At 72.3% G+C, this 13,281-nt stretch carries 13 protein-coding genes; 7 read left to right on the top strand and 6 right to left on the bottom strand.

Translation table 11 applies throughout. The features are described from left to right. Positions 1-251 precede the first annotated feature (251 nt). Positions 252-752, top strand: coding sequence for a transcription elongation factor GreA (gene greA / locus F7Q99_RS16250; RefSeq protein ID WP_326846732.1), 501 nt, complete (start codon positions 252-254; stop codon positions 750-752). A 171-nt stretch (positions 753-923) separates the two neighbouring features. On the opposite strand, the gene ilvA is transcribed toward greA, so the two are convergent. Further along, entirely contained in the window at positions 924-2,135 is a 1,212-nt protein-coding gene (gene ilvA, locus F7Q99_RS16245) for a threonine ammonia-lyase (RefSeq protein ID WP_153462254.1), read from the bottom strand. A 122-nt stretch (positions 2,136-2,257) separates the two neighbouring features. Between ilvA and F7Q99_RS16240 the strand changes: the two genes are divergently transcribed. Beyond that, positions 2,258-2,740 (top strand): MarR family winged helix-turn-helix transcriptional regulator, encoded by a 483-nt coding sequence (locus F7Q99_RS16240; protein ID WP_153462252.1) that lies wholly within the window; start codon positions 2,258-2,260, stop codon positions 2,738-2,740. Positions 2,741-2,763: 23 nt separating this feature from the next. Here F7Q99_RS16240 and F7Q99_RS16235 read toward each other — a convergent pair whose 3' ends face one another. Beyond that, on the bottom strand, positions 2,764-3,918 hold the full coding sequence (locus F7Q99_RS16235; protein WP_153462249.1) for a cystathionine gamma-synthase: 1,155 nt from the start codon (positions 3,916-3,918) through the stop codon (positions 2,764-2,766). Between the two features lie 115 nt (positions 3,919-4,033). Here F7Q99_RS16235 and msrA point away from each other — a divergent pair, with 115 nt between their 5' ends. Together msrA and F7Q99_RS16225 are read left to right on the top strand one after the other, a co-directional pair. Beyond that, complete coding sequence (gene msrA / locus F7Q99_RS16230) at positions 4,034-4,699, top strand: peptide-methionine (S)-S-oxide reductase MsrA (RefSeq protein WP_326846731.1); 666 nt, start codon at positions 4,034-4,036, stop codon at positions 4,697-4,699. 78 nt (positions 4,700-4,777) lie between these two features. Continuing rightward, positions 4,778-5,140, top strand: a complete 363-nt coding sequence (locus F7Q99_RS16225) for a cupin domain-containing protein (protein ID WP_153462244.1) — start codon at positions 4,778-4,780, stop codon at positions 5,138-5,140. Positions 5,141-5,177: 37 nt separating this feature from the next. Here the strand turns inward: F7Q99_RS16225 and F7Q99_RS16220 are convergent, their stop codons facing one another. The 3 genes from F7Q99_RS16220 to F7Q99_RS16210 form a co-directional block, all read right to left on the bottom strand. Then, a complete protein-coding gene (locus F7Q99_RS16220) occupies positions 5,178-6,434 on the bottom strand; it encodes a L,D-transpeptidase (protein ID WP_326846730.1) in 1,257 nt (418 codons plus the stop codon). A 194-nt stretch (positions 6,435-6,628) separates the two neighbouring features. After that, the gene (locus tag F7Q99_RS16215; RefSeq protein WP_153462242.1) at positions 6,629-6,967 is read right to left on the bottom strand and encodes a hypothetical protein; all 339 of its coding nucleotides are present in this window, start codon (positions 6,965-6,967) and stop codon (positions 6,629-6,631) included. 445 nt (positions 6,968-7,412) lie between these two features. Further along, the gene (locus F7Q99_RS16210) at positions 7,413-8,813 is read right to left on the bottom strand and encodes a cystathionine beta-synthase (RefSeq protein WP_326846729.1); all 1,401 of its coding nucleotides are present in this window, start codon (positions 8,811-8,813) and stop codon (positions 7,413-7,415) included. A gap of 392 nt (positions 8,814-9,205) precedes the next feature. Here F7Q99_RS16210 and F7Q99_RS16205 point away from each other — a divergent pair, with 392 nt between their 5' ends. The 3 genes from F7Q99_RS16205 to F7Q99_RS16195 all read left to right on the top strand — a co-directional run bounded on the left by F7Q99_RS16205 (position 9,206) and on the right by F7Q99_RS16195 (position 12,795). Beyond that, entirely contained in the window at positions 9,206-10,285 is a 1,080-nt protein-coding gene (locus F7Q99_RS16205) for an SGNH/GDSL hydrolase family protein (RefSeq protein ID WP_153462240.1), read from the top strand. 69 nt (positions 10,286-10,354) lie between these two features. Then, positions 10,355-11,575: an acetyl-CoA C-acetyltransferase gene (locus F7Q99_RS16200; protein ID WP_153462238.1), complete on the top strand. Its 1,221-nt coding sequence runs from the start codon at positions 10,355-10,357 to the stop codon at positions 11,573-11,575. Positions 11,576-11,865: 290 nt separating this feature from the next. After that, positions 11,866-12,795, top strand: coding sequence for a hypothetical protein (locus F7Q99_RS16195; protein ID WP_326846728.1), 930 nt, complete (start codon positions 11,866-11,868; stop codon positions 12,793-12,795). An 81-nt stretch (positions 12,796-12,876) separates the two neighbouring features. On the opposite strand, the gene F7Q99_RS16190 is transcribed toward F7Q99_RS16195, so the two are convergent. After that, positions 12,877-13,254 carry a hypothetical protein gene (locus F7Q99_RS16190; protein WP_153462234.1) on the bottom strand — a complete coding sequence of 126 codons (378 nt, stop codon included), beginning with the start codon at positions 13,252-13,254 and terminating at the stop codon, positions 12,877-12,879. Positions 13,255-13,281 lie beyond the last annotated feature (27 nt).

Here is a 13,281-nt window from a genome sequence, read left to right as displayed (position 1 = left end):
CGTCTCGGTGAACGGGCATCCAGAGAAGAGCCCCGCACCCGGTTGCTGTACACCTTGGCGCAACGCTGTCGTCAATGGCGCGCCAACGACCCTCCCGCTTGTCGGCAGGACTTGTTAGGCTCGTGGTTTCGCCCCTTCCGCACCGGATGGTACGGGAGCGGGCGTTGCTTTGTAGTTAAGACCGATATCACCACCAACCCTGCTGACGACTCACACCCTCAGCACAGCCCCAGCACCTACGAGGAGCACCTGTGACCCAGACCAGTGAGAACGTGACCTGGCTCACTCAGGCCGGCTACGACCAGCTCAAGGCCGAGCTGGATCACCTGACCGGGCCCTGGCGCATCGAGATCGCCCAGAAGATCGAGGCGGCGCGCGAGGAGGGCGACCTCAAGGAGAACGCCGGCTACCACGCCGCCAAGGAGGAGCAGGGCAAGTACGAGATGCGCATCCGGCAGCTGACCCAGCTGCTGGAGCGCGCCAAGGTCGGCGAGGCCCCCGCGGACTCGGGTGTGGTGGCCCCGGGCATGATCGTCACGGTCGCCTTCGACGGCGACGAGGACGACACCATGGAGTTCCTGCTCGCCTCGCGCGAGGTGGCCGGCGCCGACGCCCTGGACATCTACTCCCCGCAGTCGCCTCTGGGCCGCGCGATCGACGGCAAGAAGATCGGCGACGAGGCCACCTACGAGCTGCCGAACGGCAAGCAGGCCATGGTGAAGATCCTCAAGGTCACGCCGCACGCCGGCTGACCGGACGGCGACCGACGCGAAGGGCGGCCGCGGAGCTTCCGCGGCCGCCCTTCGGCGCGTCCGGGCGCCGTTCACCCCACGGCGGAGCGGTACCTGCGCACCGACGGCCAGGAGAACACCACCGTGATCGTCATGGCACCGCCGTCGCGACGACCCGGATCGGCCCCGGGGTCAGCTGGAGACGACGAACCCCGCGTCCCGCAGCTCGCCGACCACCGCCGCGCAGTGCTCCGGGCCCTTGGTCTCCAGGTGCAGGTCCACCTCGACCTCGGTCAGCCCCAGCCGCGGGTCGGTCCGCACGTGCGCGACGTCCAGCACGTTCGCGTCCACCCGTGTCAGCACGCCCAGCAGGTCGGCCAGCGAACCCGGCTTGTCCGCCAGCCGCACCCGCAGCGACAGGTACCGCCCGGCCGCCGCCAGCCCGTGCCGCAGCACCCGCTGCATCAGCTGCGGGTCGATGTTGCCGCCCGACAGGACGGCCACCACCGGGCCCTCGAAGGAGTCCGGCCGCTCCAGCAGCGCCGCGATCGGCGCGGCCCCGGCCGGCTCGACCACCAGCTTCAGCCGCTCCAGGCCCAGCAGCAGCGCCCGCGACAGCGCGTCCTCGGAGACCGTCCGGATGCCGTCCGCCAGCGTGTTGACCACCTCGAACGGGATGTCCCCGGGCCGGCCGACCATGATCCCGTCGGCCATGGTGGCGAAGTGCTCCAGCGACACCGGCCGCCCGGCCGCCAGCGAGGGCGGGTACGCGGCGGCGCCCGCCGCCTGCACCCCGATCACCCGCACGTCCGGCCGCAGCGGCTTGACCGCCGCCGCGATCCCGGCCAGCAGCCCGCCGCCGCCCACCCCGACCAGGATGGTCCGCACCTCCGGGCACTGCTCCAGGATCTCCAGCCCGACGGTGGCCTGGCCGGTGACCACGTCCCAGTGGTCGAAGGGATGGATGAACACCGCGCCGGTCGCCTCCGAGTACCGCTGCGCGGCCTGCAGCGCCTCGTCCACCGTGCCGCCGTGCAACCGGACTTCGGCACCGTACTCGCGGGTCGCCGCGACCTTGGGCAGCGGCGCGGCCACCGGCATGAAGACGGTCGAGCGGACGCCCAGCAGCGAGGCCGCCAGCGCCACCCCCTGGGCGTGGTTCCCGGCGCTCGCCGCGACCACCCCGCCGGCCCGCTGCACCGGTGAGAGTCCCGCGATCCGCACGTACGCCCCGCGCAGTTTGAACGAGCCGGTGCGCTGGAGGTTCTCGCACTTCAGGTGGACCGGCGCGCCGATCAGTGCGGACAGGTGCCGACTGCCCTCCATCGGGGTCACCCGGGCGACCCCGGCGAGCATCTTCTGGGCGCCGCGGACGTCGTCGAGGGTGATCGGCCAGTTGTGCATGACGCCAGCCTACGGCGGCGGAGGCGGGCGATCCGGGATGCCGGGGCTGTTCCCGGGTCCGCCCGGCCCGCGTACCCTGCTGGTTCTGAGCCTCCCTCACCGCACGACGATCGTGAGCCGCGATGACGACGCCCTCGCCCCAGGCCACCGACCGCACCGACCCCGTGCACACCCGACTCCAGTACGAACTGGCGCTGTTCGCCCGCCGGATGGAACAGGTCCGGACCTGCGACGGCGTCGGCACGCTGGACCGGGCCGCCTACCTGCTGCTCGACCGCCTGGAGCGGCGCGGGCCCGCCAACGTCAAGGCGCTGGCCGACGCGCTCGGCGTCGACTCCTCGACGGTGACCCGCCAGGTCGCCCCGCTGGTCGCGGCCGGGCTGGTCGGCCGGGTCCAGGACCCGGCCGACCGCCGTGCCGTCCGCCTCGCGCTGACCCCGGTCGGTGCCGGCCGGCTGGTCGAAGTCCGGGACGGGCGGGCCGAGTTGACCCGCCGCCTGGTGGCCGGCTGGCACCCGGAGGAGCAGCACGCGTTCTGCACCCTGCTGGCCCGCTTCAACCTCGCGATGGAGTCCTACACGGCGGACCGGCAGGGTCAGCACTAGCGGCCGTCAGGGGGCCAACGGCCTCAGCCCAGCGCCTGCTTGAGGTCGGCCAGCAGGTCGTCGATCGACTCGATGCCGACCGACACGCGCACCAGGTCGCCCGGCACCTCCAGCGGCGAGCCCGCCGCCGAGGCGTGGGTCATCCGGCCCGGGTGCTCGATCAGCGACTCGACGCCGCCCAGCGACTCGCCGAGGGTGAACAGCTGCGCCCGGTTGCAGACCTCGACGGCCGCCTCCTCGCCGCCCTCGACCCGGAACGACACCATGCCGCCGAAGGCCTTCATCTGCTTGGCCGCGATGTCGTGGCCGGGGTGCTCGGGCAGGCCCGGGTAGAGCACCTGGCTGACCTTGGGGTGGCTCGCCAGCAGCTCGGCGACCTTCTCCGCGTTGGCGCTGTGCCGGTCCATCCGGACGCCCAGCGTCTTGATGCCGCGCAGCACCAGCCAGGCGTCGAACGGCCCGGAGACGGCGCCCATCGCGTTCTGGTGGTAGGCGACCTCCTCGCCGAGGGTCGCGTCGGCCAGCACCAGCGCACCGCCGACCACGTCCGAGTGGCCGCCCATGTACTTGGTGGTGGAGTGCACGACCGCGTCCGCGCCGAGCGCGATCGGCTGCTGCAGGTACGGGCTGGCGAAGGTGTTGTCGACCACCAGCAGCGCGCCGGCGCCGTGCGCGATCTCGGCCAGCGCGGTCAGGTCGGTGATGCCCAGCAGCGGGTTGGACGGGGTCTCCACCCAGACCGCGCGGGTGTTGGGCCGCAGCGCGGCGCGGACGGTCGCCAGGTCCTGGGTGTTGGCGACGGAGAACTCGACGCCCCAGCGGGTCAGCACCTTGGCGAAGAGCCGGAAGGTGCCGCCGTAGGCGTCGTTGGGGATCACGATGTGGTCGCCCGGCTTGAGGATGGTGCGCAGCAGGGTGTCCTCGGCGGCCAGGCCGGAGGCGAAGGCGAGGCCGCGGGCGCCGCCCTCCAGTGCCGCGAGGCACTCCTCCAGCGCGGTGCGGGTCGGGTTGGCGCTGCGGCTGTACTCGTAGCCGCCCCGCAGGCCGCCCACCCCGTCCTGCTTGTAGGTGGACACCTGGTAGATCGGCGTGACGACGGCCCCGGTCTGGGGGTCTGCTTCCTGGCCCGCGTGGATGGCGCGGGTCTCGAAGCCCTGGGGAAGCTGGTGCTCGGTCATAGTCCGAGGGTAGTGGCCGCGCGCCCGCGCGCCGGCCGGATTGCGGGGACGGAATCGAGGGACGGTCCCTCGCGTTGAAGCCTGGGCAACCCTCCCTACCCCGATGGAGCAGGCCGTGCTGTTCAACCGCCACAAGACCTCGCTCGTCCCCGCCGACCAGGCGTTGCCCGGCCGGGAGACGCCGCTCTTCGCCCTGCGCGAACCGCACACCGTCCTCGGCCACCCGCTCACCGGCCCGTACCCGGAGGGGCTGGAGGTGGCCGACTTCGGGCTGGGCTGCTTCTGGGGCGCCGAGCGGACGTTCTGGCGCCTGCCCGGCGTCTGGACGACGCTGGTCGGCTACCAGGGCGGCTACACCCCGAACCCGACGTACGAGGAGGTGTGCAGCGGGCTGACCGGGCACACCGAGGCGGTCCGGGTGGTGTTCGACCCGGCGGTGATCTCCTACGAGCGGCTGCTGAAGACCTTCTGGGAGGCGCATGACCCGACGCAGGGCAACCGCCAGGGCAACGACGTGGGCACCCAGTACCGCTCCGCCGTCTACACCCACTCCCCCGCCCAGGCCGCCGCCGCCATCGCCACCCGGGACGCCTTCCAGCCGGCCCTGACGGCCCTCGGTCTCGGCCCGATCACCACCGAGATCGCCCCGGCCGGCCCGTTCCACCCGGCCGAGCCGTACCACCAGCAGTACCTGTCCGACGCCAAGAACCCCAACGGCTACTGCGGCCTCGGCGGCACCGGCGCCTCCTGCCCGATCGGGGTGGCCCGCACGAAGGGCTGAGCACAGACTGGAGAGACCGGTACGGCGGCCCGCTCACCTCACCGGTGACCGGGCCGCCTTCACGGAGAGGAGTGCGCCATGTCCGGTATCTTCCAACGGAACTTCGACGACCCCGAGGAAGTCCGGCCCTTCGAGGAGGGCAAGGGGGAACTGCGTCTGGTCAACCTGGACGGCGGCCCGGTGGGCCGGGCCGTGTTCGAGCCGGGTTGGCACTGGTCCGAGCACGTCAAGCCGATCGTCAAGACCGACAGCTGCCAGTCCGCCCACACGGCGTACGTCGTCTCCGGCCGGATGAAGATCGTCATGGACGACGGCCGGGAGGTCGAGATCGGCCCCGGTGATTTCACGGTCATCCCGCCCGGGCACGACGCCTGGACGGTCGGCGAGGAGCCGTGCGTGGTCGTCGACTGGCAGGGGTTCGCCGACTACGCCAAGCGGTGAGGGAGCGACGGGCCCCGAGTCCGGGGTCCGGCGGGCGTCAGACCGCGCTGCCGGCCTTCCACTCGGCCCAGCCCACGTTCCAGCCGTTCAGGCCGTTGGCCGGGTCGACGGTCTTGTCGCCGGAGTTCACGACCTCGACGACGTCGCCGATGATCGAGGACTGGAAGAACTTGTAGCCGTCCGTGCCCGAGTCCTGCGCGCCCTTGGCGTCCTGCAGGCCGACGCAGCCGTGGCTGGTGTTCTGGCTGCCGAAGATCGACGGCGAGGACCAGTAGTTGCCGTGGACGAAGGTGCCCGAGGTGGTGAGCCGCTGGGCGTGCGGCACGTCGGCGATGTCGTACTCGCTGCCGAGGTTGACGGTCTGCGAGTTCATCCGGGTCTGCTGGTACTGCTCGGAGATGACCATCTTGCCGCCCCAGGTGAGGTGGTCGGGCGCGCCGCCGGAGATCTGGTACACGGCGCTGACCTGGCCGTCGGTGGTGACGGTGAGCTTCTTGGCGGCGAGGTCGGCGACGCTGGTCTGGGCGCGGCCGATGGTGAAGCGCACGTCCTTGGACTGGGTGCCGTACACGCCCTTGGCGCCCTCGACGTCCTTGAGCCGCAACTTGAGGGTGACCTTGGTGCCCTTGGCCCAGTACTCCTGCGGCCGGAAGTCGAGGCGGGTACTGGAGAACCAGTGCCCGACGATCTCGACACCGGGCTCGGCCGTCACGGTGATCGCCTGCTGGACGGCCTTGCGGTCGGTGACCGGCTTGCTGAAGTTGATCGAGACCGGCATGCCGACGCCGACGACCGAGCCGTCCTCCGGGGTGAAGTAGCCCACGAAGGTGTTGGCCGGGGTGGCGGTGGTGAAGACGGCGTTGGCGTGCGCCTCCAGCTTGTCCTTGTCGACGGCGGTCACGGCGACGGTGTACTTGGTGCCGCTGACCGGTCCTGCGGCGGAGGTCCAGCCGGTGCCGTCGGCGCTGAGCTGCCCGGCCAGTTCCTTGCCGGTGGAGTCGGTGACCTTGACGGCGCCCAGCGTGCCGCCGGCGACGGTGACCTTGACCGGCTCGCTGAAGCTGGCGGCGGTGGCGCCGTCGGCGGGGGTGACGGTGATCACGGCGGCCGAGGTCTTCGGTGTGGCGCTGCCGCTGCCGGACCCGCCGGTGCCGCCCGAGTCGGCGCTCTTGACGCCCTCGGTGTCGTTGCAGGCCGCCAGCAGGAGGACGGGGGCTCCGATCAGGCCCGCGAGTACGCCGCGCCGGCTCCAGCTGCCCCCGGCCGACCGGCCCTGACCGTCGCGTACCGTCACGTCACGCCTCCCTGCTGATCATCCCGGGCATTACGGATACGGAAACGCAATCGGCCCGTTCACGGTTCCATCACCGAAGGGTAAGCGATCGTATGAGATGACCCAACTCCCGGTCGAATATGGACAAAACGCCCGGCCTGCAGGTGCAGACCGGGCGCTGGTGAGCCACGACGACGGGCTGTGACGACGGGCCGCTACTCGGCCGACTCGTCCACCGTGTACTCGTCCCACTCCTCGCTGTCCGGGTCGAACTCGGTCTGCGCCGACTCCCAGGTCGCCGAGGCGAGCTCGATGCCCGGCACGTCGCCGAGCAGCGCCACCGGGTCGATGAAGTGGGCGAGCGAACCCGACGGGTCCACCTCGATGGCGTCGACGGACTGAGCGCGCTCCTCGTCGTCCAGGTACTCGTCCTCGGCCACCTGCTGGAGGGCCGCCGCCTTCAGGGCGCCCTCGTCGGTGATCTCCGCGATGAGCTCGATCTTGAGCCGGACGTAGCGCGGGGCGTCCTGGCCGGTCGTTTCAGTGCTGGTCATGCGTGCGAGCGTACGGGAAGGGCCGGTCCCTCGGAGAAGGACCGGCCCCCCGCCTCCGCCTCGGCTCCCCCACCCGGGAGCCGCGCGGACGCGCCATGCGGCGCGATTGGGTGCCGCGGAAGCCGCCGCACACCCTGTCGACCGGCCGGAGCCGGACAGGGGCGGGACGACGGCGCCTCCCGCGGTAGCCCCTCCCTCCGTCACCGGTCGGGTAGGGCGGACACGGCCGGCCGAGTCAGGCCGCCCGGCGTGTCCGGAGCCGACCACGACCGCCGGGGAGCCGCTCCCGGACGGTTGCCGTCGTCTCACTCGGCGTCTCGCCGTTGACCACCACGATGCCGGGCCCGTGTTAACCACGTGCTGCGGGCAGATGACACCGGTGTACCACTTCGCCCGTGGACGAATCCTTCACATTCGGCCACGGGCGAAGCGCGGTGACATCGCGTCAGTGCGCGGCGCGACCGGTGAGGTAGCCCAGCAGATCCTGGCGGGTGACGATGCCCTGCGGCTTGCCCTCCACCAGCACCACGGCGGCGTCGGCCTTCTCCAGAACGGTCATCAGGTTGGTGACCGTCTCGCCCGAGCCGACCACCGGCAGCGGCTTGGACATCACCTTGTCCAGCGTGTCGGTCAGCTCGATCTCCTTCGCGAAGATGCCCTCCAGCAGCAGCTTCTCGACCACCGAGCCGATCACCTCGCCGGCCATGATGTCCGGGTGTCCGGCGCCCGGCGAGACCACCGGCATCTGCGACACGCCGTACTCGCGCAGCACCCGGACCGCCTCGGCGACCGTCTCGTTCGGGTGCATGTGGACGAACTGCGGGATGCCCTCGTGCTCGATGGCGTCCTTGCGGGCGAGCACCTCGCCGATGTGCGCCTCGTCGGTGGCCGACGGCAGGAAGCCGTAGTCGGCCATCCAGTCGTCGTTGAAGATCTTCGACAGGTAGCCGCGGCCGCCGTCCGGCAGCAGCACCACGACGACGTCGTCCGGGCCGAGGTCGCGGGCCACCTCCAGCGCGGCCACCACGGCCATGCCGCAGGAGCCGCCGACCAGCAGGCCCTCCTCCTTGGCCAGGCGGCGGGTCATCTGGAACGAGTCCTTGTCGGAGACGGCGATGATGTCGTCCGCGACGTTGCGGTCGTAGGCGGTCGGCCAGAAGTCCTCACCGACGCCCTCGACCAGGTACGGCCGGCCGGTGCCGCCCGAGTAGACCGAGCCCTCCGGGTCGGCGCCGATCACCTTGACCTTGCCGCCGGACGCCTCCTTCAGGTAGTTGCCGGTGCCGGAGATGGTGCCGCCGGTGCCGACGCCCGCCACGAAGTGGGTGATCTTCCCCTCGGTCTGCTCCCACAGCTCCGGGCCGGTGGAGTAGTAGTGCGAGGCGGGGTTCTCCGGGTTGGAGTACTGGTCCGGCTTCCAGGCGTTCGGCGTCTCGCGGACCAGGCGGTCCGAGACGTTGTAGTACGAGTCCGGGTGCTCGGGCGCGACGGCGGTCGGGCAGACGACCACCTCGGCGCCGTACGCGCGCAGGGTGTTGATCTTGTCGGTGGACACCTTGTCGGGGCAGACGAAGATGCACTTGTAGCCCTTCTGCTGGGCCACGATCGCCAGACCGACACCGGTGTTGCCGGAGGTCGGCTCGACGATCGTGCCACCCGGCTTGAGGGCACCCGAGGCCTCGGCGGCCTCGATCATGCGCATCGCGATGCGGTCCTTCACCGAGCCGCCGGGGTTGAAGTACTCGACCTTCGCCAGCACCGTCGCGCTGATGCCCTCGGTGACCTTGTTCAGCTTGACCAGTGGCGTGTTGCCGACCAGGTCGATGATCGAGTTGTGGTACCGCACGGGGGTCCTCCCGGTCTGTGGGCATGCGAGTGCTTTCGGTACTGCAAAGCCTAGGGCGTGCCGCGCACCCCAGCCCGCCCTTCCGCCCCACCCGCCCCCACGACAACCCGCCTCCACCCCACCGGCAACCCCCGCCCCGACCCCAACTCCCCCACCCCAAACCCCGCGCAGCGGCCCCCCGGCCCCGCCCCACCGATCGGCCCACCCCGCCGGTTAGCCCCGACCCCAATCCCCAACTCCCCCACCCCAAGCCCCGCGCAGCCGCCGCCCGGCCCCGCCCCACCGATCGGCCCACCCCGCCGGTAGCTCCGACCCCCCGGCGGGTACAGGGGAACTGCAGGCATTTCCGTGGCCCCGGAGGGGGCGGCACGAGGACGCGAAGGGGGCACCGGATGCCAGGGGCACAGGACTCGCGGGCTCGGGTGGCCCGCCGGATCGCCACCGCGGCCGCGTACGGCGGCGGCGGGCTCGGCCTCCTCGGGGTGGGGCTGGTCGGCCTGCTGCTGACCGAGAGCAAACTCGCCATACAAGCCATCGGCGTCCTGGAGGGCGACCCGCCCAAGGCCGACGGCGTCTATGGCGAGGCCTTCGCCGACACCTCCGCCGCGCCGCAGCCGCCGCTCGTGCTCGCCGTCCTCGGCGACTCCACCGGCGCCGGCCTCGGCGTGCTGCGCTCCCGCGAGACCCCGGGGGCGCTGCTCGCCGCCGGCCTCGCCTCGGTGGCCGAGCGCCCGGTCCGGCTGGTGAACGCGGCCCGCTCCGGCGGCCGCTCCGCCGATCTCTCGGGCCAGCTGGAGCAGGCGCTGCGGCACCGTCCGGAAATCGCCGTGATCATGGTCGGCGCCAACGACGTGACCCGGCACAGCCCGGCCCAGCTGGCCGTCCGCCAGCTCGGCGAGGCGGTGGCGGCGCTGCGGGCGAACGGCTGCGAGGTGGTGGTCGGCACCTGCCCGGATCTCGGGACGATCAAGCCGGTGCACCCACCGCTGCGCTGGGTGGCCCGCCGGCTCAGCCGGCAGCTGGCCGCCGCGCAGACCATCGCCGTGGTGGAGGCGGGCGGCCGGACGGTGTCGCTGGGTTCGCTGCTGGGCCCGGAGTTCGCGGCGCGGCCGGAGATGTTCTCGGCCGACCGCTACCACCCGTCGGCCCAGGGCTACGCGACCGCCGCGATGGCCGTCCTGCCGTCGCTCTGTGCCGCGCTGGGCCTGTGGCCGGAGGAGGAGCATCCGGCCGCGCCCGTGCGGGGCGAGACGGTGCTGCCGGTGGCGATGGCCGCGGCCGCGGCGGCGGGCCGGGCGGGGACCGAGGTGGCGGGGGTCGAGGCGGAGGGCGCCACCCGCCGCTGGGCGCAGCTGCGTCACCGGTTGCGGGTGGGGCCTGCCCGGCAGCTCGTGGACGCCCGAGGGACCGTCCGGGCAGGCTCCCGGCGGCCCCGGGAATACGTCGGCCAGCTCACACGCTGGTGCGGGTGACGCCTGAACTACCAGGCGGTAACTTTCCTCCCGGACGCCAGTCCGCCGTCACCCAGCGAGGAGCCCGCCATGCCCGAAGCCGTCATCGTCAGCGCCGCCCGTTCGCCGATCGGCCGGGCCTTCAAGGGCTCCCTCAAGGACGTCCGCCCGGACGACCTGACGGCCCACATCATCCAGGCCGCGCTGGCCAAGGTGCCGCAGCTGGACCCGCGCGAGATCGACGACCTGATGCTGGGCTGCGGCCTGCCCGGCGGCGAGCAGGGCCACAACCTGGCCCGGATCATCGCCGTCCAGATGGGCATGGACTACCTGCCGGGCGCGACCATCACCCGCTACTGCTCGTCCTCGCTGCAGACGACGCGGATGGCGCTGCACGCGATCAAGGCCGGCGAGGGCGACGTCTTCATCTCGGCCGGCGTGGAGACCGTCTCGCGCAGCATCAAGGGCACCTCGGACGGCCTGCCCGGCACCCAGAACCCGCTCTTCGACGACGCGGTGGCCCGGACCGCCAAGCGCGCCGAGGAGGGCGGCGGCGAGTGGCACGACCCGCGCGAGGACGGCCTGCTGCCGGACGCCTACATCGCGATGGGCCAGACCGCCGAGAACCTGGCCGCGCTCAAGGGCATCACCCGCGCCGAGCAGGACGAGTTCGGCGTCCGCTCGCAGAACCTCGCCGAGGCCGCCATCAAGGCCGGCTTCTGGGAGCGCGAGATCACCCCGGTGACGCTCCCGGACGGCACCGTGGTCAGCACCGACGACGGCCCGCGCGCCGGCGTCACGCTGGAGGGCGTGGCCGGCCTGAAGCCGGTGTTCCGCCCGGACGGCACGGTGACCGCCGGTAACTGCTGCCCGCTGAACGACGGCGCCGCCGCACTGGTCATCATGTCCGACACCAAGGCCCGCGAGCTGGGCATCACGCCGCTCGCCCGGGTGGTCTCCACCGGCGTCAGCGCGCTCTCGCCCGAGATCATGGGTTACGGCCCGGTCGAGGCCTCCAAGCAGGCGCTGAAGCGGGCCGGTCTGACCATCGGCGACATCGACCTGGTCGAGATCAACGAGGCCTTCGCCGCCCAGGTCATCCCGTCCTACCGGGACCTCGGCATCGACCTGGACCGCCTGAACGTCAACGGCGGCGCGATCGCGGTCGGCCACCCCTTCGGCATGACCGGCGCCCGGATCACCACCACCCTGATCAACTCCCTGCAGTGGCACGACAAGCAGTTCGGCCTGGAGACCATGTGCGTCGGCGGCGGCCAGGGCATGGCGATGGTCATCGAGCGCCTCAGCTGACCCCCCGCGTCAAGCCCCGGGGGTCTGGACCACCCATTCGGAGTGACGCAGAGTAATTGAGGGCCGGATCACACCGCGAGGTCGATCCGGCCCTCATTCTTTTCGTTTCCGACCCGGAAATCGACACTGCGGAGCGGATCAACTCCGCAGCGTAGAACGGTGTTACCTAACAATTTGGGGACAAGCGCGAAAGTCTCGGGCAAATTAGACATTCGCCACTGCGGTAACAGCCCCGCATGCGGCAGTGTGGACACGTAACCCCGTTCCACTCCTCGCTAGGAGTACGTTCCGTGAGCGCCGTCTACACCATCCTGCTGCTGATCCTGATCACCGTGTCGACCGCCGTGCTGCTCCACCTCCGGGGACTCACCCGCCGACTGGACGCGCAGGCCGCGCCCGCAGCGGTCGACGAGGCCGCGATACGCCGGGCCGTCGCCGAGGCGCTCGCCGCCGACCGCGAGCGGGAGATCATCGAGGCCCGGGCGTTCTGGGCCGAGCAGGAGGCCCGCGCGGCCGAGGACGCGCCACTGTTCGACTCCCCGTTCACCGGGGCGTTCTCCGCGACGGACGAATGGCCGCTCTTCTTCCCCCGCCCGACCGGGCCGCAGGACGCCGCCGACAGCACCGACAGTGCGGGCACCATGGACCCGGAGTTCGGCGAGGCGCTGCGCTCCGCGCTGGAGGACCTGATCAACGAGGGCGGCCTCACCCCCACCGAGCCCGGCACCGAGGGCGGCGCCCCGCTGCGCCCGGGCCACCCGGCCGGCGGCGACGCCCGGGCCCGCCGCGAGGCCGACCTGCTGGCCACCGGCCTGGAGGCCGGACTGCTGGACGCCGAGCCGGCCGTCGAGGACGCCCCGGTCGCCGCACCCGACTTGCGCCGCCACCCCTCCCACCCCGACTTCGTGCCCAGCCAGGCGCCGTCCCGCGAGTGGACCGACACCCGGCTGGCCGCCCTCGCCGAGGAGGCCGTCGCCCTGGTCGACGTCCGCCCTGGCCCGCTGGGCACCCTGGACGTGTACGCCTTCGCCGACGGCACCACGCTGTGCGTGGCCCCGGGCGACCGGGAGGCCGCCTACCGGCTGATCGACGCGGTCCGGGCCGGCGATCACGTCCGGCTGCTCGGCGGCTCGCGCTTCTCCGGCTCGTACTCGCTGACCTTCTCCACCGACGAGGAGGCCGTCTACGTGCTCGCCGACCGGGTGGTCGCCAGCATCTGACGCCCAGCCACAACAGCAGCGCCGAAGGCCGCCCGGGTCACGGGGTTACCGACCCGGGCGGCCTTCGCCATGTGCCGGACGCTAGGCGCAGAGCGCGGCCGTCTCGCCGACCGCGGCGACCGCCCCGGCCAGCACCGCGGACGCGTCAGCGGGCCCGCCCAGCGCCTCCGGCAGCGCCACCTCGGCGCCCTCCGGCAGGCCCTCCAGCGCGGCCGCCAGGTCGTGCCCGGCGACGGCCAGCTGGTCCCCCACCGCGAACGCCCCGGCGTCCGGGAACTCCCGCTCCGGCCCGCCCTCCACCGCCAGCGCCAGGGCTGCCAGCCGCCGGGCCAGCGCCAGCGCGGCCGCCGCCCGCGAGTCGTACCCGGGCACGGCGCCCAGCAACTTGCTCTGCGGCAGCGAGCGGAAACGATCCGCCAGTTTGTCGGCGGCTTCGACCAGGGGCTGTACGTCATGCATGGAGAGGAGCCTAGACGCCGCCGGGCC

The organism is Streptomyces kaniharaensis (genome assembly GCF_009569385.1).
GTDB classification, from domain to species: domain Bacteria; phylum Actinomycetota; class Actinomycetes; order Streptomycetales; family Streptomycetaceae; genus Kitasatospora; species Kitasatospora kaniharaensis.
This window is presented reverse-complemented; position numbering and strand designations above follow the sequence as displayed.

Excerpts from the sequence above, each read along its gene's own strand:
- ilvA (WP_153462254.1), bottom strand. The coding sequence starts at position 2,135 with ATGCACAACTGGCCGATCACCCTCGACGACGTCCGCGGCGCCCAGAAG.
- F7Q99_RS16240 (WP_153462252.1), top strand. The coding sequence starts at position 2,258 with ATGACGACGCCCTCGCCCCAGGCCACCGACCGCACCGACCCCGTGCAC.
- F7Q99_RS16235 (WP_153462249.1), bottom strand. The coding sequence starts at position 3,918 with ATGACCGAGCACCAGCTTCCCCAGGGCTTCGAGACCCGCGCCATCCAC.
- F7Q99_RS16225 (WP_153462244.1), top strand. The coding sequence starts at position 4,778 with ATGTCCGGTATCTTCCAACGGAACTTCGACGACCCCGAGGAAGTCCGG.
- F7Q99_RS16215 (WP_153462242.1), bottom strand. The coding sequence starts at position 6,967 with ATGACCAGCACTGAAACGACCGGCCAGGACGCCCCGCGCTACGTCCGG.
- F7Q99_RS16205 (WP_153462240.1), top strand. The coding sequence starts at position 9,206 with ATGCCAGGGGCACAGGACTCGCGGGCTCGGGTGGCCCGCCGGATCGCC.
- F7Q99_RS16200 (WP_153462238.1), top strand. The coding sequence starts at position 10,355 with ATGCCCGAAGCCGTCATCGTCAGCGCCGCCCGTTCGCCGATCGGCCGG.
- F7Q99_RS16190 (WP_153462234.1), bottom strand. The coding sequence starts at position 13,254 with ATGCATGACGTACAGCCCCTGGTCGAAGCCGCCGACAAACTGGCGGAT.